17 protein-coding genes, 2 tRNA genes and 1 pseudogene are annotated in these 18,298 nt (G+C 72.7%); 11 read left to right on the top strand and 9 right to left on the bottom strand.

Features of this window, described 5'->3' with window-relative positions; all coding sequences use genetic code 11:
- Nucleotides 1–473: 473 nt before the first annotated feature.
- A complete protein-coding gene (locus VIB11_RS17170; RefSeq protein ID WP_332057286.1) occupies nt 474–1,676 on the bottom strand; it encodes a hypothetical protein in 1,203 nt (400 codons plus the stop codon).
- Nucleotides 1,677–1,761: 85 nt separating this feature from the next.
- The gene (locus VIB11_RS17175; RefSeq protein WP_332057287.1) at nt 1,762–2,082 is read right to left on the bottom strand and encodes a GYD domain-containing protein; all 321 of its coding nucleotides are present in this window, start codon (nt 2,080–2,082) and stop codon (nt 1,762–1,764) included.
- Between the two features lie 396 nt (nt 2,083–2,478).
- Here VIB11_RS17175 and VIB11_RS17180 point away from each other — a divergent pair, with 396 nt between their 5' ends.
- Entirely contained in the window at nt 2,479–3,396 is a 918-nt protein-coding gene (locus tag VIB11_RS17180) for a hypothetical protein (RefSeq protein ID WP_332057288.1), read from the top strand.
- 2 nt (nt 3,397–3,398) lie between these two features.
- On the opposite strand, the gene VIB11_RS17185 is transcribed toward VIB11_RS17180, so the two are convergent.
- Together VIB11_RS17185 and VIB11_RS17190 are read right to left on the bottom strand one after the other, a co-directional pair.
- Nucleotides 3,399–4,055: a response regulator transcription factor gene (locus VIB11_RS17185; protein WP_332057289.1), complete on the bottom strand. Its 657-nt coding sequence runs from the start codon at nt 4,053–4,055 to the stop codon at nt 3,399–3,401.
- Nucleotides 4,045–6,222 carry a sensor histidine kinase gene (locus VIB11_RS17190; protein WP_332057290.1) on the bottom strand — a complete coding sequence of 726 codons (2,178 nt, stop codon included), beginning with the start codon at nt 6,220–6,222 and terminating at the stop codon, nt 4,045–4,047. Before VIB11_RS17190 ends, VIB11_RS17185 begins: the two co-directional genes overlap by 11 nt.
- Nucleotides 6,223–6,401: 179 nt before the next feature.
- Here VIB11_RS17190 and VIB11_RS17195 point away from each other — a divergent pair, with 179 nt between their 5' ends.
- Complete coding sequence (locus VIB11_RS17195) at nt 6,402–7,109, top strand: hypothetical protein (RefSeq protein WP_332057291.1); 708 nt, start codon at nt 6,402–6,404, stop codon at nt 7,107–7,109.
- A gap of 56 nt (nt 7,110–7,165) precedes the next feature.
- Here VIB11_RS17195 and VIB11_RS17200 read toward each other — a convergent pair whose 3' ends face one another.
- Nucleotides 7,166–7,993: a sterol desaturase family protein gene (locus VIB11_RS17200; protein ID WP_332057292.1), complete on the bottom strand. Its 828-nt coding sequence runs from the start codon at nt 7,991–7,993 to the stop codon at nt 7,166–7,168.
- Complete coding sequence (locus VIB11_RS17205; RefSeq protein ID WP_332057293.1) at nt 7,990–8,724, bottom strand: FadR/GntR family transcriptional regulator; 735 nt, start codon at nt 8,722–8,724, stop codon at nt 7,990–7,992. Before VIB11_RS17205 ends, VIB11_RS17200 begins: the two co-directional genes overlap by 4 nt.
- A gap of 225 nt (nt 8,725–8,949) precedes the next feature.
- Here VIB11_RS17205 and VIB11_RS17210 point away from each other — a divergent pair, with 225 nt between their 5' ends.
- From VIB11_RS17210 to VIB11_RS17250, 9 genes are all read left to right on the top strand, one after another.
- Nucleotides 8,950–9,978 carry a pirin family protein gene (locus VIB11_RS17210; protein ID WP_332057294.1) on the top strand — a complete coding sequence of 343 codons (1,029 nt, stop codon included), beginning with the start codon at nt 8,950–8,952 and terminating at the stop codon, nt 9,976–9,978.
- A 50-nt stretch (nt 9,979–10,028) separates the two neighbouring features.
- A complete protein-coding gene (locus VIB11_RS17215; RefSeq protein ID WP_332057295.1) occupies nt 10,029–11,246 on the top strand; it encodes a hypothetical protein in 1,218 nt (405 codons plus the stop codon).
- A gap of 27 nt (nt 11,247–11,273) precedes the next feature.
- A complete protein-coding gene (locus VIB11_RS17220) occupies nt 11,274–12,482 on the top strand; it encodes a cysteine desulfurase-like protein (RefSeq protein WP_332057296.1) in 1,209 nt (402 codons plus the stop codon).
- Nucleotides 12,483–12,573: 91 nt separating this feature from the next.
- Nucleotides 12,574–13,419, top strand: coding sequence for an SDR family NAD(P)-dependent oxidoreductase (locus VIB11_RS17225; protein WP_332057297.1), 846 nt, complete (start codon nt 12,574–12,576; stop codon nt 13,417–13,419).
- 10 nt (nt 13,420–13,429) lie between these two features.
- The gene (locus VIB11_RS17230; protein ID WP_332057298.1) at nt 13,430–14,479 is read left to right on the top strand and encodes a PHP domain-containing protein; all 1,050 of its coding nucleotides are present in this window, start codon (nt 13,430–13,432) and stop codon (nt 14,477–14,479) included.
- Nucleotides 14,476–14,853, top strand: coding sequence for a GntR family transcriptional regulator (locus VIB11_RS17235; RefSeq protein ID WP_332057299.1), 378 nt, complete (start codon nt 14,476–14,478; stop codon nt 14,851–14,853). Before VIB11_RS17230 ends, VIB11_RS17235 begins: the two co-directional genes overlap by 4 nt.
- A 120-nt stretch (nt 14,854–14,973) precedes the next feature.
- Nucleotides 14,974–15,046 (top strand) — tRNA-Glu (locus VIB11_RS17240).
- A gap of 24 nt (nt 15,047–15,070) precedes the next feature.
- Nucleotides 15,071–15,144 (top strand) — tRNA-Asp (locus VIB11_RS17245).
- Between the two features lie 114 nt (nt 15,145–15,258).
- Nucleotides 15,259–15,936: a DUF2231 domain-containing protein gene (locus VIB11_RS17250; protein WP_332057300.1), complete on the top strand. Its 678-nt coding sequence runs from the start codon at nt 15,259–15,261 to the stop codon at nt 15,934–15,936.
- 94 nt (nt 15,937–16,030) lie between these two features.
- Here the strand turns inward: VIB11_RS17250 and VIB11_RS17255 are convergent, their stop codons facing one another.
- The 3 genes and pseudogenes from VIB11_RS17255 to VIB11_RS17265 form a co-directional block, all read right to left on the bottom strand.
- Nucleotides 16,031–16,954 carry an NADP-dependent oxidoreductase gene (locus VIB11_RS17255; RefSeq protein WP_332057301.1) on the bottom strand — a complete coding sequence of 308 codons (924 nt, stop codon included), beginning with the start codon at nt 16,952–16,954 and terminating at the stop codon, nt 16,031–16,033.
- Nucleotides 16,955–17,124: 170 nt separating this feature from the next.
- The gene (locus VIB11_RS17260) at nt 17,125–17,925 is read right to left on the bottom strand and encodes an enoyl-CoA hydratase-related protein (RefSeq protein WP_332057302.1); all 801 of its coding nucleotides are present in this window, start codon (nt 17,923–17,925) and stop codon (nt 17,125–17,127) included.
- A gap of 85 nt (nt 17,926–18,010) precedes the next feature.
- Nucleotides 18,011–18,298: pseudogene (locus tag VIB11_RS17265) on the bottom strand (3-oxoadipyl-CoA thiolase); the annotation flags it as partial.

Here is an 18,298-nt window from a genome sequence, read left to right on the forward strand (position 1 = left end):
CCAGCCGTCACCACCTCCATTGGTCGCCCTTTCCAACCCGTGAACCGGACCTGCGTACCGGCATCGCAGCCGGTCACCACCCAGCGTCTGACCTTCCCGGTCACTGCGCAGACCCGCCCGGTCACTAGCCACATCAAAGCCCTGCGAGCAGGACACCGAACAGGACACCGAGGCGGTTGGACAGGTAGGAACAACCACAACCATGCACCCACAAACATGCAGGTCAGAGCCACTTTGAGGGCCCCGAGGAGGGCCCGACAAGGACTCCGTAGGTTGTGGGTTCGAGCCCCACGGGGCCCACAGCACTGCCGTGCCCACGGCCCGATCCGGCCCTGATTCGCACGCCGAACGCCGATCCGTTACTTCGAGCCGGGCACCCGCTCTTCGCGGCTCGCTCCCCAGCCGGCAGTCGCGCCGATCCCCTGACGGCAGGGGTGCGGGGCGGGGGCGGCCCGCACCCCTGCACCCGCCACTCAGGCGTGCTCACGTATCTGCCGTGTCAGCCGCTTGACCAGCTCTGCCGAGTGCTCGTTCGTGTTCGCGTTCTGGTACAGCTCGTGCACCGCCACTGTCGAGGAGAACTTCTCCAGCATCGCGTCCAGGGCGGCTTGGAGCGCGTCGTCGTCGAAGGCGAAGAAGCGCTGGAGGAAGTCCTGCTTCTCCTTGGCCAGGCTGCGGAAGTTGACGGCCAGGAGCTCTCTCATCAGCCGTGGATCCGTCACGGGCACCAGACGAGACTGCTCGAGCGCCGGGTCGAACTGGACGACGAGGAAGAGCTCGATGGGTGTGACGTGCTCGATCGGGATGTCGAACTGCTCGGCAAGCTCGGTGGACAGGAGCACGATCTTCTCCGACCTCCTGCCCAGCTCGTCAGCCGGTGTCGTCGCAACGATGTCGCGGAACGTCGTGGCATCGATCTGCGGGTAGAACGAGTCGGTCGTCTTCTCGATCCAGTCCACCAGTCGCGGGTACGCCACCAGCGCGCCGATACGCAGCCCCGCCTTGTTGGGAAAGCCGCACCCTTCGATGAAGGCGCCGCCATCGCGCAGGAACAACGTGTCGTTGCTGACGAGCCGTGCGCCGGGATGGGCGAGCAGGTTGACGAGCGTGCTGGTCTTGCCCGCGTACTTGCCTCCGAGAATGCAGATCCCGGTGTCATTCCACCTGCACGCTGCCGAGTGGAACGGCAGCCAGCCCGCTTCCATCATGAGCAGCTTCATCATGTTGCGGACCGAGCGCTTCACGGCCTTCTGGCGGTCTTCGAGCGTGCCGGGAGACGCGACCAGCACGCTCCTGCCCGGCTGCACGAGGACAAAGCAGTTCTCCTCGACCGTGCCCTTCTCCTCGTCGACCTCGCGGCTGTAGATGACGCAGTGCTGTGCATCGACGGCATACTCGGTCTCATCGTCTGAGCGAGGCCGCCCGAAGGCGGTCGCCCAACCCTTGAGGCGCTCGAAGACGGCGGGATCCTGGCTGCTGTGGACCACGGCATCGGTGTCGTGGTTGCTCGTGACGGTGAAGTAGCCGCCGAAGAACTCGGCGAACCAGTCCAGCAGTCCAGCTTCATCGCTGTACAGGCCAAGGGCGATGCCCTGGTACTCGAAGCAACCGTACGTCCCGGTCTCGGCCACGTCGGCAACGACCCGGCGGAGGTCGTCTGCGGTGATGTGCTCCATCGCTGCCCTGTCCTCTCTCACCCGGGCGGCACCGGCCCGAGGCCGCCCTGACCACTGACGGCGGGCGGGCCGGCACCTGTCGGCGTCACTGGCCGGGCGGCGTATAGCTGACGTCCTGCCTGGTGGCGGCGTCGACCTCCTCCGGACTCATCAACACCACCGTCCGGACATGGGCCAGCCCGGTCGAGTTCACTGCGAGGGCGACAGCAGCCGCAGCCTTGTTGTCGGGCAGCTCGACGAGCGTGTACACGTCGTCCTCGCCGAAGGCGAAGTCAAAGGACTCCATGCGGCCGCCGAGGTCGGCCGCCAGCTTCTCGATGACCGCAGCCCGAGCGCTGCCGCCCTTGGACACGACCCCCTTGACCCCGGCGCTGTCGTATCGGGCAATGAACATGTAGCGACTCATCTGGTCCTCCTTCGGTGTCGTCACGGACACCTGTCACGCTTCAACCGGCCTGCGCGCCGCACAACCCTCATCGGGGTGAGGCCCGCCGACGTGGACCCGGTCGGGAGAAGTTCGAGGCACATCGTGTATGCGCTTCCAAGTTTTCGCCTACGATGCCTCCTGCAGCGCGAGGCACACGCCCGCAGGGGTCCCCCCACCCCGGTCCGCTGCACGCCGAGCGCCCTCCGACTCCCCCCGGCCGGAGGGCGCTCGCTCGTTTCCCGATGCTCGCAGCACCCGCTTGCGGATGCCCACAGGAGGCGACGCGGCTGTCGGGGGTCTGCCCCACCCCTGCACGCCGGGTGTTGCCGACGCGCCGCTACGGAGCGAACCCGGCCTCGCCGTCGTCCAACCGTCATGCCGCGACTGGCCCGCCCCCTTGCCCTCACCGCCCTCACCGCGCTCGCCGCCCTCCTGCCTGCCGGCTGCGGATCGGTCGGCGACACCGCGGCCGGTGACGCCGACGCCCTCTTCCAGCAACGGGCCCAGCAGGTCGTCGGGGCCTGGTCCGAGGCCGACCTGCTCGAGCGCTGGCGCACGGCGGTCGTTCCCGCCCAGGGCCTGACCGTCGAGCCGGACTGGGCTCCCCGCGGCACCCTCAAGGCCGCCTTCTACGGCGGCTGGGTCCGGACGGCCACGGCGCTGCCAACCGCCCCCGGCACCGGCGAGGTGCGGTACGCCGACGGCACCGTGGTGCCGGTGCGCACCCTCGACGCGCAGGCGGCATACGACGGCATGGTCAACCCCCGGTCGGGACCCTGCCCCACCCCCGAGGACGGCCGAGGCACCTGCGACTGGGTGACGGTCACGGCGGTGAAACCGGCGACGACGACGATCAGCACGGCACGCGGCCCCGCCGAGGTCCCCGCCTGGGCGTTCACCGTCCAGGGTCTGCGCCAGGCGATCGTGCGGGTGTCCGTCGACGGGGCCATGGAGCCCTCGGACTTCGAGCCCAAGGGCCTGCCGTCCGCACCCTCCGACGGCCGCCGGATCCTGCTGTTCGGCCAGGACGTCGTCTCCCACACGGACACGAGCCTCACCGTCACCCTCGGCAGCGGCGACTGCGACACAGACCTCCGCCCGCACGTGGTGGACACCCGGGACGTGGTCGTCGTCGGGGGAACGGCGCTCGGCCCGTCGCCCGACCAGGCCTGCAACGCGATGCTGCGCCTGCAGGAGGTGACGGTGCCCCTCCGGCAACCCGTCGGCGACCGCCCTGTCCTCGACGCCGCGTCCGGGCGCCCGCTCCTCCCGAAGGCCCAGCCGGTCCCGTAGCCCTACCGCCCGAGCCCCGCGTCGCGGGCCCGCACGATCGCCTCAGCGCGGTCGGCCACGTGGAGCTTGGCGAAGATGTTGGACACGTTGTTGCGCACCGTCTTCGGGGACAGGAAGAGCGCCGACGCGATCTGCGCGTTGGACCTCCCCGCCGCGACGAGCTCGAGGATCTCCCGCTCCCGCGCGGTGAGCTGCGGGAAGGCCTGCTCGCCGGCGCCGTCCGCCGGTGCCGCGGCGAAGAACTCGGCGATCCGCCGGGCGATGGCCGGGCCGAAGATCGCCTCGCCCCGGGCGACCGCCACCACGGCACGCGTGATCTCGGCCTGGTTCGCCCCCTTGAGGAGGTACCCCCGCGCGCCCGCCTGCATGGCGGAGAACAACGTCGCGTCCTCCTCGGCCATCGTCAGCACCACCACGCCGATGTGCGGGCTGGCCGCCGTCACCTGCCGCGTCGCCTCGATGCCGTCGAGGACCGGCATCTGCACGTCCATGACCACGACATCCGGCTGCAGCTCGGCCGCCAGCCCGACCGCGTCCGCGCCGTTCGCCGCCGTCCCGACGACCTCCAGCCCGTCGACCGAGGACAGCAGCGCCGCCAGCCCGTCGCGATAGACCGGGTGGTCGTCCGCCAGCACCACCCTGATCGCCTCATCCGACATCCACCGTCACGTCCTTCCCCCCTCGGGCCACCGCACCGGTGGCACCCATCCCAGTGAACGGCAGCGCAGCCCGCACGACCGTCCCGCCCCCGTCGGGGCACTCGGCCGACGCCGACCCCCCGAGCTCGGCAGCCCGCTCCCGGAGCGACAGCATGCCGACTCCCGCCACGGCATCGGCCGGTATGCCGCGGCCGTCGTCGCGCACCTCGACCTCCAGCGCGTGGCCTCCCGGACCACCCCGCGCACCGGGGCCTCGGTGCGGGTTCCACCCGTCGCCGTGCCCGTCGGGGCCGCCCGCGACCCCGAGCCTGATGGTGCAGCGGCGCGCGCCCGAGTGCCGCACCACGTTGTTCAGCGCCTCCGAGACGATGCGGAACGCCGCCACCTCGACCGCCGCGGGCAGGTCGGCGCCGGCCATGGCTGCACCGTCCACGGTGACCACCAGCGTGGGCGACTCCAGCCGCCGGGCGAGCTGCTCGATCGCCCGGACGAGACCGAGCTCGTCCAGCGCCGGGGGCCGCAGGTCGTGCACCAGCCGGCGCACGTCGGCCAGCACGGCCGCCACGTCGGCGGTCGCCGCCTCGAGCAGGCGGTCCGCCTCCGCGGGCCTGCTGGAGGCGAGGTTGCGGGCGGTCTCGATCCGCAGCGTGACCGCCCCCAGGCTCGGCCCCAGGCTGTCGTGCAGGTCGCGCCGCAGCCGGCGGCGTTCCTCCTCGCGCGTGGTGACCAGCTGCTCCCGGATCGCCTGCAGCCCGGCGCTGAGCTCGCTGGCCCGGGCCGCTGCAGCGGCCTGCCGCACCACGTCGCCGAGCAGCCTCTGGTCATGCTCGGACAGCTCCGAGCGGCCGCCGGGGCACAGGGTGAGCTGCCCGATGTGCTCACCGCGGTAGGCCACCGGGAGCACCACCTCGCGGCCGGCGCGGTGCCCGTGCTCGACGACCTGCTTCTCCCCCGACGGCCGCTCGATCTCGATCCGGACGTAGGGCGACCGGAAGGCCTCCCCCACCGCCCGGGTGACCGCCAGCAGCTGCTGCTCCGGCGCGGACGACACCTCGAGCTGCTCGGCCAGGGCCGAGACGACGGCATACGGGTTGTCGCGCGAGCCGCGGCGCGCCCGCTGCACCAGCCCGCCCAGCCAGCCCCGCAGTGGCGCGTAGAGCCCTGCCACGACCGCGATCGCGACCAGCGCCGAGTCCCGTTGCCCCAGAACGGCGCCCGCGAGCGCGAACACCACAACGTCTACCGCCACGACTGCGGCCGCAAGGAGGCCGTAGAGAACCGTCGCGGAGATGAGCCGGTCGACGTCGTAGAGGCGGTGCCGCGTGACCGCCACGACGACCGCCACCGACGTGCAGGCCACGGCCACCGCGAGGAGCACTCCCGCGACCGGGTCCGGCGAGAGCATGCCCGCGACGATCGCCAGGAGGTCGACCACCGCCGCCCAGACGAGCCAGCGCAGCTGCGCCCGCCCGACGTCGTCGGAGGCGCGGTAGCGCCGGACCACCACGAGCAGGGGGACGACCAGGCTGAGGAAGACCCCGGCATACGCCGTGGTGAGCAGGACCTGCCACACGCCGTAGGGGAGCTCGATGCTCACCGGGTCGAGGTTGAGGCCCTTCAGCTCGGGCGGCAGCGGCTGACCGGCGAACTCCTCCGCCACCGACGACGGCACCACCGCGAGGACCGCCGGCAGCAGGGCGGTGAGCGCGATGCTCGCCAGCGACAGCCGCCGCCAGAACGGCTCGGCGGGGAGCCGCCCGGACGGGAAGACGAGCAGGAGGAGCGGGAGGCCCAGGAGCAGCGCGGCCCCGAGCCGCTGGTAGACGTAGAAGGTCGCGGACGCCCCCGGCAGCCCGGGCTGGGTGAAGACGGCATATCCCGTCCAGCTGGCGCAGAACGAGTCGACGACCCAGAAGCTGCCCGAGGCGACGAGGATCCAGGCGACGGGGTGACGCGGCAGCCGTTGCAGCAGGAGCGCGCCGGGAACGACCTGGGCCAGGCCGGTGAGGGCACCGAGCCAGCCGGCGCTGAGGGCGGCCGTGCTGGGGATGTCGCTGTCGGCGTTCGCGATGTCCAGCAGCAGGGTCGCCACCGACAGCAGGACGGCGCAGACGGCGATGGCCGTCCCCGCCCGGCTCCCGCGCGAAGCCCTCCCCTCACTGGTCACAGCCGACATGGTCGCAAGACGGATGTCCCGTTGTCCGGTGATTGGCGTCCCGGGTCGGCCGGGACATTTCTCGGGACGGCGGAGCGGACTCGCGACACTGTGGGCCCGGGACGCCCGACCCCGACTGTGGTCCCAGGCGGAGCACTCGGCACCGCACCCACCACACGAAGGAGCTCGCCATGAGCGACACCCTGTCCACCACGCCGGCCCCGGCCCGCACCGACGCCCGCACCGACGCCCGCACCGATGCCCACACCCAGATCCGTTCAGGGGCTGGCGCCGTCACCCGCCCGGCGAGCGACCCGGCCTCCGGCGTCAGCACTCGCACGATCCGGCGCCTGGGCACCGCGCTGACCGCCGGGGCCCTGGTGTGGTCCGCCTCGATGTTCGTCTTCGGCCCCAACGCGGAGGGCGTGGGGGCGCGGGTGGGCGACCTGACCGGACTCGCCTTCCAGCTCGGCGTCTTCGCCCTGCTGACGGCCATGCTCCGCACCGGGGCCACCGGCGTGACCAGGAAGGCCCGCGCGATGATCAAGGTCGAGTACGTCCTGCTCGGGCTCGCGTCGCTGTGGTCCCTGATCCACGGCATCGCCCCCGAGAGCATCGGCAGCAGCATCCCGGTGATGATCCTGGACGTCTTCTGGCCGCTGTCGATGCTCGGCATGTTCGTCATCGGCATCAAGGTCGCCGCGGCCGGCCGCTGGCAGGGCGCGCTGCGCTGGTACCCGCTCGTCGCGGAGACCTGGGCCGTGGTGACGGTGCCGACGTTCGCCATCCTCGGCGACGGCGTCGCACGCTGGGTCGGCGCCACCCACCTGCTGGTCGGGTATGCCGCGCTGGGCCTCCTCCTCGCCCGTCGCCCCGAGCTCACCGGCGCGACCGACTGAGCCAGAACCCTGCGGAGCCGCCCCTCGGCCCCGGCACCCCCGGGTGCCGGGGCCGGTCAGCGCGCGGGCCGCCACCCCGGCCCGCGCAGGACGAACCCGGCCCGGTCGCGCCAACGCCGAGCCGCCCTCAGGTCGCGCCAGATCGCGACGTACTCATGGGTGGCCACGACCAGCGGGTTGAAGGTGCGCAGCTGCGTCGTCAGCCCGTAGACGACCCGCTCACCCTCGGGCTCGAAGGTGCGGAACAGCCGGTCCCAGACGATGAGGATGCCGCCGTAGTTCCGGTCGAGGTACGCGTTGTTCACGCCGTGGTGGACCCGGTGGTGCGAGGGGGTGTTCATCACCCACTCCACAGGGCGGGGCAGGCGGCCCACGCGCTCGGTGTGGAGGAAGAACTGGTAGAGCAGGGACACCGACTGCACCAGGAAGATCGCCCAGGGCGGGACGCCCACCAGCGCGAGCGGCGCCCAGAAGACCAGCGACCCGAACGGCGTCCAGGTCTGCCGCAGCGCGGTCGAGAGGTTGTAGTGCCGGCTCGAGTGGTGCACGACGTGGCTCGCCCACAGGATGCGCACTTCGTGGTGGGCGCGGTGGAACCAGTAGTAAGCGAGGTCATCGGCGAAGAAGACCACCACCCACACCCACCACAGACCGGTGTCGAGGCGTAGGGGCGTCACGGCATACAGCGCCGAATAGGCAACGAGAGCAACGGCTTTGTAGCCGATCCCGACGACGACGTTGCCCAGGCCCATGCTGAGGCTGGTGAGTGTGTCGCGGACCTCGTAGCCGACCTCGTCGTCGTCCGGCGCCAGCCACAGCGAGGCGATCTCGACGACGATGAACAGGACGAAGAAGGGGATCGCGGCCCGGATGATGTCGATCACGACGCCCCCTGCCCCTGGCGGCGCGCGCGGCGCTGGCCGCGACTCCAGGCCTCGAGCGCCTGGGTGAGGATGCGCTCGGCCTCCGCGGCGGCCCGGTCGGCGTCGCGCTCGACGATGGCCTGCGCGAGGACCGCGTGCGGCAGGGTGTCGGCCCGGTCGTCCCGGAGCAGCGGGTCCATCACCCCCGGCCGGGCGTCAATGGCCTGCACCAGGCTGTTCAGGGCCAGCCGGAAGGCGAGGTTGCCGCTCGCCTCGACCACCTCCAGCCAGAAGGCCCGGTCCGGCTCGGCCCCAGCAGGCGCCGATCGGTAATCCGCGGCCGCGGCCACGATGCGCCGGCGCGCTGCCGGGTCTGCGCGGGTCGCGGCGAGCCGGGCCGCCTCGACACCGATGCACCGCCGCATCTCGAGGCCGTCGCGGATGATCGCCGGGTCCGGCTGGTCGGAGGCGCGGGCGACGTGGGCGAGCAGGTCGAGGCCGGCGCTGCTGCGGACGTCGAGGACGCGGGTCCCACCGCCCTGCACGACACGCACCATCGAGGCCTGCTGAAGCCGCTGGAGGGCCTCGCGCACTGCGTGCCGGTTGACGACGAAGGAGGCGGCCAGGTCGCGCTCGGGCGGCAGCAGGTCGCCCGGCGCGAAGCGGCCCGTGAGGATCGCGTCGCGCAGCTCCGAGAACACCTCGTCCGAGACCGAACGGCGAGCGACAGGTCCGAACCCGGGATCAGCCATGACCCGCAGGCTCTCGCGGATCAGGTCCAGTGGTCAAGTGGTTGGACCAATTGATCGCTTCCTCCCGAGTTGGCGGCTGGCGAGCCGCGGCCAGCGAGTGGGCGGCAGGCGAGCCCTGCGGGGCGGGCGAGCCCTGCGGGGCGGGCACCGCCCTGCGCGGTCGCCGGGACTACGTCACTGATCGCATGCGTGGTCAGTTGCGTAACGGGTGCGAGACTGGGCCGCATGAGCAACGTCGAGACCCGCCCGGTCGAGACGGAGTGTGAGCACCAGCCGGCGCCGCAGTCCGGCGGGCGTCCCGTGGTCGAGGTGCTCACCGCCCGGGACGTGCCGCTCGGCGGGCCGCGGGCGATGACGGTGCGCCGGACCCTCCCGCAGCGCCGGCGCTCGCTCATCGGAGCATGGTGCTTCGCCGACCACTACGGCCCCGACGACGTGGCGTCCTCGGGCGGGATGGACGTCCCGCCCCACCCCCACACCGGCCTGCAGACCGTGAGCTGGCTGTTCGCCGGGGACGTGGAGCACCGCGACAGCGGCGGCAACCACGCGCTGGTCCGACCCGGCGAGATGAACCTCATGACCGGCGGGCGCGGCATCTGCCACTCGGAGGTCTCGACGCCCGGCACGGAGGTGCTGCACGGCGTCCAGCTGTGGGTGGCCCTGCCCGAGCACGCCCGCGATGCCCCGCGGGACCTCCAACACCACGTCCCCGCCCCCCTCCGGATCGACGGCGCCACCGTCCGGGTGTTCCTCGGCACCCTGCTCGGTCACACCTCGCCGGTGCGCACCTTCACACCGCTCGTGGGTGCCGAGCTCACCCTCGATCCCGGCGCCGTCGTCGCCCTCGACGTCGACCCGACCTTCGAGCACGGCGTCCTCGCCGACACCGCGGGCCTCTCCATGGAGGGCACCCCACTCGGCCGTGCGGACCTGGGCTTCATCGGCCCGGGCCCGACGACGCTCAGCCTCGCCAACGGCGACAACCAGCCGGGCCGGCTCCTCCTGCTCGGGGGCACCCCCTTCGAGGAGGACATCCTCATGTGGTGGAACTTCGTGGGCCGCAGCCATGAGGAGATCGAGCGGTTCCGCGCGGACTGGCAGGCCGGGACCGAGCGCTTCGGCAGCGTCGAGGGCTACCAGGGGCCGGTGCAGCGGCTGCCGGCCCCCGAGCTGCCGCACGTGCGCATCCGACCCCGCCAGAACCCCGCGCCGCCCACCACGCCGCCCACCTCGCCGACCACCCCGACCGCGTGAGGCGCCGGCACCCGTCAGCCCCGCACGGACCGCGCCGCACCCCGGCAGGGTTGGCCCCCAGCGCCGGCACCGCCGCTGGCCTGGCGCTGGCTGCCTTGGGGATCGTGCTCCCCAACCCCGCGGCATACGTCGTGGGCTCACTGCTGCTGGCCGCCGCACTCGGGCTGGCCCTCCGTCGCCGCGCCCCGGGGTGGCTCGCGGCGGCGGGCGCGGCGCTGGTGGCAGCCTCGGCGGTCGTCGTGCCGGCCCTCACCCGCCCGGGCAGCGAGGGCCTGAGCGGCGACTGGGCGGCACCGTCCCTCGACGGGACCGTCGTGGCCGGGAGGGCACTGGTCAGCCCGGACAACACCTCGGTCGACCTCGTCACGGGCAGGACCGTCCGCCTCGGATCCGTCACCGGCGGCACGCGGTTCGTCGCCGACGACCGGATGATCGTCGTGGGCGAGGGCCGCGTCGACTCCGTGCGGCTCGATGCCACTGCTCGGTGGACGTGGCGCCCGGCCCGGCCCAGCACGGTGACGCCCCTCGCCGCCGCCCGAGGGCAGACCGTCCTGCGGGTGTGCCCGGCGGGGCAGCCGGGGAGCTGCCGGCTGCTCGGTGTCAACGGCCGCGGTCGACAGGACTGGGCCACGGAGGCGCCCGGCCAGACCGCCGACACCCCACCCCTGACCGGCCCAGGCGGCTCCCTGCCCGCACTCGCAGCGATGAAGCCGCCCGCTGCCGGTGACGGCGTGTTCCTCGTCGACCCCGTCACCGGGCAGCGCACGATCGTGCCGGGGCAGGCGGTTCTTCCGCTGCCCGACGGCCCGGTCGCCGTCACCCACGTCAGCGGCGCCCGCTGCGTGACGAGCCTGTACCCCACCCCGCGGCCGGCCTGGACCCGCATCAGCGAGGAGCCCTGCCAGACCGCGCGGCCGCAGGAGTGGTTCGTCGAGGACGGCCAGCTGTGGGTGCAGCGGCAGGGGCGGTGGACGCGGCTGGCACTGGCCGACGGCCGGGCCGGAGGTGCCGGCGCGGCGCCGGGCTCCCGCAGCGGTCTCGTGACGGCCGGGAGGGTCGCGAGCGTCCGCGAGGACGTCCCCCTGGGCCCCAACCCGTTCCGCGGCGGTGAGCCGGCGTGGGCCCTCGAGGTCACCGACGCGGCCAGCGGCGGGCGTGTGGCCCGCCTCGTCTCGCGAGAACGCCTCACGGTGCTCCGCCTCGAGCGTGGGGCGGTGGTCGTGCGCGAGGGCAACCGAGTCGTCCGCTACACCCTCGACGCGGCCTGACCGTCAGCCACCTGACAGGATCGGCGCATGAGCCTCGACGTCGACGCGCTCCGAGCCCACTTCCCCGCCCTGAAGGAGGGCGCGGCCCACTTCGACGGACCCGGGGGGTCACAGGTCCCGGACGTGGTCGGCGCCGCCGTCGCCGAGACCCTGACCTCAGCGATCGCCAACCGGGGCACCACCACCCGTGCGGAGCGTCGGGCTGAGCAGGTCGTCCTCGACGCGCGCGGGGCGATGGCCGACCTGCTCGGGGCCGACCCGCGCGGCGTCGTGTTCGGGCGGAGCATGACGGCCCTCACCTACGACATGGCGCGCACGCTCGCGGCGACCTGGTCACCGGGTGACGAGGTGGTCGTCACCCGGCTCGACCACGACGCCAACATCCGCCCCTGGGTGCAGGCGGCCGAGCGCGCCGGGGCGAGGGTGCGCTGGGCCGAGTTCGACACCCGGACCGGCGAGCTGCCCGCCCACGCCGTCGGGGACCTCCTCACCGAACGCACCCGGCTCGTGGCCGTCACCGCGGCCTCCAACCTCATCGGCACGCGGCCCGACCTGCCCGCCATCGCCGACCTCGTCCACGGCACGGGCGCCCTCCTCTACGTCGACGGGGTCCACTACACCGCCCACGTCGGGGTCGACCTGCGTGAGCTCGGCGCCGACCTCTTCGCCTGCTCGCCCTACAAGTTCATGGGGCCGCACTGCGGCGTCCTCGCCGCGAGCCCGGAGCTCCTCGAGACGCTGCACCCCGACAAGCTGCTGCCCTCGACGAACGAGGTCCCGGAGCGCTTCGAGCTCGGCACCCTGCCCTACGAGCTGCTGGCAGGGACGACGGCCGCCGTCGACTTCATCGCCGCCCTCTCGCCCCTGGCCGAGGCCGGAAGCCGGCGGACCCGGCTGCTCAGCGCCATGCAGGTCGTCGAGGAGCACGAGGACCGCCTGCGGCGCCGGATCGAGGAGGGCCTGGCCGAGCTGCCGGCCGCAGTCGTCCACTCGCGCGCGGCACGTCGGACGCCGACCCTGCTGGTCCGCTTCGAGGGCCACGACTCGCAGGCCGTCCGCAACGGGCTGGCGGAGCGCAACATCAACGCCCCCGCCGGCTCCTTCTACGCGATCGAGGCCTCCCGGGCCCTCGGTCTCGGTGACGGGGGCGCCGTCCGGATCGGCCTCGCGCCGTACACCAGCGACGACGACGTCGACCGGCTGCTCGGCGCTCTCGGGGACATCGTCGGGGGCTGAGCCCGAGCACCGGCGACCGCGGCGCGACCGGCGACCGGCTCCACAGCCCCGCAGGCGCGACCGCCAAGGGCCGATGCGCCAGACTGACGTCATGCCAACGACGTCCCTCGACCCCGTCCTCATCACCGGCTGCTCCTCGGGCATCGGCGCCGCAACCGCGGACCTGCTGGTCAAGGCCGGCCACACCGTGTACGCCACCGCCCGCCGTCCCGAGACGCTGGCCGACCTCGAGGCCGCCGGCGCGCGCACCCTCGCGCTCGACGTCAGCTCCGAGGAGTCCATGGCCACCGCGGTCAAGGAGGTCGAGGCCCAGCACGGCCGGGTCGGGACCCTCGTCAACAACGCCGGGTACGGCGAGTACGGCACGATCGAGGAGACCGACCTCGACAAGGTCCGAGCGATGTTCGAGACCAACGTCTTCGGCCTCGCGAGACTCACGCAGCTCGTCCTCCCAGGCATGCGCCGCGCCGGCCGCGGCCGGGTCGTCAACATCGGCTCCATGGGCGGGCGGATCACCTTCCCCGTCGGCGGGTACTACCACGCGACCAAGTACGCGGTGGAGGCCATCAGCGACGCCCTGCGCAACGAGGTCCGCGGCTTCGGCATCGACGTCGTCCTCATCGAGCCCGGCCTCATCCGCACCGCCTTCGAGGAGGGAGTGCACGCCACCGTCGCCAGTGGCGCCGGGTCACAGGGCGACTCGCCGTATGCCGCGCTGCTCGCGAGCAATGCCGCGAGCACCTCCGCAAGCTACGGCAACTCCCTGCTCGCGGCGGGGCCCGAGAGCGTCGCGCGCGTCGTGCTGTCCGCCGTCGAGTCCAGCCGGCCGCGCAGCCGCTACGTCGTCACGCCCGCGGCGCGCGCACTGATCGGGGCGCGCACGCTCGGTGGTGACCGCGTCTGGGACGCCTACATCAAGCGGCAGTTCAAGGCCTGAGGCGGCTCGCGTGGTCGCCGCCATCGCGCCGCTGACGGCGCCGGTCCCACCCGCCGACGCGCTTCGGCGCATCGCCTTCCTGCTCGAGCGCAGCCGCGCCGGGAGCTACCGGGTCGAGGCGTTCCGGCGGGCCGTGGGCGTGGTGCGGGGCATCGACCCCGACGAGCTCGCCTCGCGCGCCGAGGCCGGCACCCTCCAGGACCTGCAGGGCATCGGCAAGTCCACTGCCGGGGTCATCGCGGAGGCGCTGGGAGGTGACCTCCCGGCATACCTGGAATCGCTGCAGGACAAGGCCGCCGAGCCGCTGGTCGAGGGCGGCGAGCAGCTGCGGTCCGCGCTCCGGGGCGACTGCCACACCCACTCCGACTGGTCCGACGGCGGCAGCCCGATCGACGAGATGGTGCTGACGGCCGTCGAGCTCGGCCACGACTACCTCGTGCTGACGGACCACTCGCCGCGGCTCACGGTCGCCAACGGGCTGTCCGCCGACCGGCTGGCCAGGCAGCTCGGCGTCATCGACAAGGTGAACGCCTCCCTCGGCGGCCAGTTCCACCTGCTCAAGGGCATCGAGGTCGACATCCTCGACGACGGCTCGCTCGACCAGAGCGAGGAGATGCTGGGCCGCCTCGACCTGGTCGTGGCGAGCGTGCACTCCAAGCTCCGCATGAATGCCGGCCCCATGACCCGCCGGATGGTCGCCGCCGTGCAGCACCCGCGCGTCAACGTCCTGGGCCACTGCACCGGCCGGCTCGTCACCGGCTCCCGTGGCACCCGGCCCCAGTCGGAGTTCGACCCCCGCGCGGTCTTCGAGGCCTGTGCGGAGAACGACGTCGCGGTCGAGATCAACAGCCGCCCCGAGCGCTGCGACCCGCCCGACGAGCTGGTCGCGCTGGCCCTGGAGGCGGGCTGCCTCTTCTCGATCGACTCCGACGCCCACGCCCCCGGGCAGCTCGACTTCAAGGTGCTGGGCTGCGAGCGCGCCGAGAGGCTCGGGGTGCCCGAGGAGCGGATCATCAACACGTGGCACGCGGACAGGCTCGTCGAGTGGGCGGCGTCATGACACTCCCGCGCCTCGAGATCGACCACGAGTCGGTCAACCCGCCGGCGTTCGAGCAGATCCGGCGACAGGTGACGGCCCTGGTGGAGGCCGGGGCCCTCGCCGAGGGAGAGCGGCTTCCGCCCGTCCGCGCGCTCGCCGCCGACCTCGGCCTCGCGGTCAACACGGTGGCCAGGGCGTACCGGGAGCTCGAGTCGGACGGCGTGGTCACCACCGCCGGGCGGGCCGGCACGGTCGTGGCTGCGGGGTCGCAGCGCGACGACGTCGCCCTGCGCCGGGCCGCCGAGGCGTTCGTGGCGCGCGCCGCCGTCTCCGGTCTCTCCGAGGCCGAGGCGCTCGACTGGGTGCGATCGGCCTTCCGGCGACTCTCCACCTGAGGGCGTCGGAAGGGTCGCAGATGCCCGTTTTGGAGGTTCGGCACCTCGACCCGTATGCTTTCCGAGTCCTCGACGGATCCGAGCCCTGCTCGCTGGCGGCGAGGGTCTGGCGAGAGCCAGGTCCCCATCGTCTAGCGGCCTAGGACCCCGCCCTTTCACGGCGGTAGCACGGGTTCGAATCCCGTTGGGGATACGCAGTACGTGCCTTGCACACCAAGGCCCCGTAGCGCAGTTGGTTAGCGCGCCGCCCTGTCACGGCGGAGGTCGCGGGTTCGAGTCCCGTCGGGGTCGCTTCGCATGAGAGGCGCCGCTCACAGAGCGGCGCCTCTTCGCGTCTCCGCAGGACGCCTGCCACGTCCACCCGCCCGCCGTGCGTGAGGCGCGCAACCGTGGGTACATGGAGGCATGACCTCCCAGCCCGGCCCCGCCCACCTGCCCGACGTCGCCTCGCCCACGCCATCGGGTGGCTCGCCGCTCGTGCGGCTCGTCCACGCCGTCGAAGGCTGGCGAGCCGCCGATGCCCTCGCCGACGTCCTGGCACGCGTGAGCTCGCCGGTGACGGGGTCCCGGCCGCTGCGCGAGCTGCTGCAGGGCAGGGGCGCGGGTCACGCCATCCACCCCCCGATGACCGACCTGCCCGTCGGGCTGTGGACCTCCGCGGTCGTGCTCGACCTGCTCGGGGGCGAGGGCTCCCGCGAGGCGGCGCGACGGCTCCTTGGCGTCGGGCTGCTCACGGCGGTGCCCACCGCTGCCACCGGCTTCGCGGAGTGGCACGACACGACGAACCCGGAGCGACGGGTCGGCGTGGCCCACGCCCTGCTCAACACGGCTGCCCTCGCGCTGCTCGGCACGTCGTATGCCGCCCGCACCCGCGACCGGCACCGGACCGGCGTGGCGACCGCGCTGGCCGGCATGGGCGTCGCCACGGCCTCCGCCTTCCTCGGCGGTCACCTTGCGACCGCGCGCAAGGTGGGCACCCGCGACACCGCCTTCGACCGCGACGGGGTGGGGCCGACCCTCACCCGTCCCGTTCCGCCTGCCCCGATCGCCTCGTCGCGCAGCGACGACCCGGTCACCGACTGAGCGCACTGTCGAGGCCGACCAGGCAGTGCCGGTATGCCGCCTGCGCACGGCCGGGTGTGCCGCGTGGGCAAGGCGCGCACGCGGCATACGGCTCCTAGCGGCTCACCTCGATGGCGATCTTGCCGCGGACGTGGCCGCCCATGCTGAGCCGGAACGCCTCAGCGGCCCTCTCCAAGGGGAACACCTGCGCGACGGGCACGGTGAGCAGGCCCTTGTCGGCGAGGTCGGCCAGTGCCTGGAGGTCGGCGGCGTTGGGTCGCACCCAGGCGTAGAGACCAGCCTTCTCGGTGACCGAGGGGTCGGCGATCGAGCCGTGCCGACCGCCGTCCTTGAGCACGGCGAGGGTGGCGTCCAGCACACCGCCCACGAAGTCGGCCGCGACGTCGACACCGTCGGGAGCCAGCTCGCGAACCCGCTCGGCCAGTCCATCGCCGTAGGCCACCGGTTCGGCACCGAGCTCGCGCAGCAGATCGTGGTTGCCCTCCGACGCGGTGCCGATGACCCTGGCACCGGTGGCCTTGGCGATCTGCACCGCGAGCGAGCCCACCCCACCGGCGGCAGCGTGAACCAGCACGGTCTCGTCACGGGAGAGGCCGAGGCGGCTGAGGAGCTGGTAGGCGGACAGGCCGGCGAGCGGGAGGCCCGCGGCCTGGTGCCAGTCGAGGGCCTCGGGCTTGCGGGCCACGGCGCGCACCGGCACGGTCACCAGCTCGGCGAAGGTGCCGCCGTGCACCCAGTCCTTGCGGGCGTAGGCGATGACCTCGTCGCCCGGCTCGAACTCCGGGGTGTCGAGGCCGACCCGCTCGACGACGCCGGCGACGTCCCAGCCCGGGATGACCGGGAAGGTGACGTTCATCAGACCATCGAGACCCCCTGCGGCGACCTTCCAGTCGACGGGGTTGACCGCGGCGCTGCGCACGCGGATCAGCACCTCGGCCGGACCGACCTTCGGCTCGGGCAGGTCGGAGAGGGTCAGGTTGTCGGGGTCGCCGTACTGGTCGTAGGTGATGGCACGCATGGTGGGGCCAACAGGCACCCGCCGCTGAGGTATTCCTGCGCCGCACGGCAGAACTCACGCGCCGCAGCAACTCACGTGCCGCAGCAGCTCAGCAGAAGGTGCTGCCGCGGGGGCATGCAGCAACCTGGGCCTGCAGCAGCAACTCCTGCAAGCAGAGGTTGCTGCTGGGATCAGCGGTAGGGCGAGAAGTCGGGCGTGCGCTTCTCGGCGAAGGCCGTGGCGCCCTCCATGCCCTCCTCGGACTTCACGAAGAAGTCGAGGCCGTCGAAGGCGACGTTCCCGATGCCGTTGATGTGGTCGGTGTCGGCGTTGAACGAGTGCTTGAGGAAGCGCAGCGCCGTCGGGGAGTACGACGCGATCTTCCGGGCGTACTCGCGCGCCTTGTCCATGAGCTGCTCGGGCGGGACCACGTCGTTGACGAGGTTCCAGCGCTCGGCGGTGTGCGCGTCGTAGAGGTCGAGCAGGAACCAGATCTGCCGAGCGCGCTTCTCGCCCACCACGCGGGCGAGATAGGTCGAGCCGAACCCGGCGTCGAACGACCCCACGCGCGGACCGGCCTGGCCGAAGCGAGCGGTCTCCGAGGCGATCGACAGGTCGCAGATCACGTGGAGGACGTGACCGCCGCCGACCGCGACCCCGTTGACGGCGGCGATGACCGGCTTGGGGATCTCGCGCATGATGCGGTGCAGGCCCTGGATGTCGAACAGGCCCCACTCGGTCTCGCCGTAGCTGCCGGTCTCCGCCCGCTCCTTGACGTCGCCTCCGGCGCAGAACGCCTTCTGACCCGCACCGGTGAGGATCACGGCCGCCACCCGCTTGTCGGCCCACGCGTGCTTGAACGCCGACAGCAGCTCGTCGACCGTGCGCCCGCGGAAGGAGTTCATCCGGTCGGGACGGTTGATCGTGATGACCGCGAACGCGTCCTCCTCCACGGCATACGTGACGTCGGTGTAGTCCTCCGGCTTGATCATCCGGTGCTCCTCGCTGGCTCGATCACGGCTGGCTCGATCACGGGTGGATGGCGGGTGTTCGCCGGCGCACCGGCTCGCCGTTTGCTCAGTCGACTTGTACGACGACCGCCTGGCCGAGGCCGACCCCGACACACGCGGCGGCGACGCCCAGGCCACCGCCTCGACGCCTCAGCTCCCGACACAGGTCCACCACCACACGCGGCGCAGAGGCGCCGAGCGGGTGGCCGATCGCGATAGCGCCACCGTTGACGTTGACGAGCTCGCGATCCACCTTCGGGAGCAGGTGCAGAGTCGACAGCACCATCGCCGCGAATGCCTCGTTGATCTCCCACAGGTCGACGTCAGCGAACGTCAGCCCCAACCGGGTCAGCAC

The organism is Pedococcus sp., from assembly GCF_036554925.1.
Lineage (GTDB): Bacteria > Actinomycetota > Actinomycetes > Actinomycetales > Dermatophilaceae > Pedococcus_A.

Bases quoted from the DNA above. Each gene is read 5' to 3' on its own strand.
- VIB11_RS17210 (WP_332057294.1), top strand. From the start codon at position 8,950: ATGAGCAACGTCGAGACCCGCCCGGTCGAGACGGAGTGTGAGCACCAG.
- VIB11_RS17225 (WP_332057297.1), top strand. From the start codon at position 12,574: ATGCCAACGACGTCCCTCGACCCCGTCCTCATCACCGGCTGCTCCTCG.
- VIB11_RS17180 (WP_332057288.1), top strand. From the start codon at position 2,479: ATGCCGCGACTGGCCCGCCCCCTTGCCCTCACCGCCCTCACCGCGCTC.
- VIB11_RS17195 (WP_332057291.1), top strand. From the start codon at position 6,402: ATGAGCGACACCCTGTCCACCACGCCGGCCCCGGCCCGCACCGACGCC.
- VIB11_RS17220 (WP_332057296.1), top strand. From the start codon at position 11,274: ATGAGCCTCGACGTCGACGCGCTCCGAGCCCACTTCCCCGCCCTGAAG.
- VIB11_RS17255 (WP_332057301.1), bottom strand. From the start codon at position 16,954: ATGCGTGCCATCACCTACGACCAGTACGGCGACCCCGACAACCTGACC.
- VIB11_RS17235 (WP_332057299.1), top strand. From the start codon at position 14,476: ATGACACTCCCGCGCCTCGAGATCGACCACGAGTCGGTCAACCCGCCG.
- VIB11_RS17175 (WP_332057287.1), bottom strand. From the start codon at position 2,082: ATGAGTCGCTACATGTTCATTGCCCGATACGACAGCGCCGGGGTCAAG.
- VIB11_RS17260 (WP_332057302.1), bottom strand. From the start codon at position 17,925: ATGATCAAGCCGGAGGACTACACCGACGTCACGTATGCCGTGGAGGAG.
- VIB11_RS17250 (WP_332057300.1), top strand. From the start codon at position 15,259: ATGACCTCCCAGCCCGGCCCCGCCCACCTGCCCGACGTCGCCTCGCCC.
- VIB11_RS17170 (WP_332057286.1), bottom strand. From the start codon at position 1,676: ATGGAGCACATCACCGCAGACGACCTCCGCCGGGTCGTTGCCGACGTG.
- VIB11_RS17205 (WP_332057293.1), bottom strand. From the start codon at position 8,724: ATGGCTGATCCCGGGTTCGGACCTGTCGCTCGCCGTTCGGTCTCGGAC.
- VIB11_RS17185 (WP_332057289.1), bottom strand. From the start codon at position 4,055: ATGTCGGATGAGGCGATCAGGGTGGTGCTGGCGGACGACCACCCGGTC.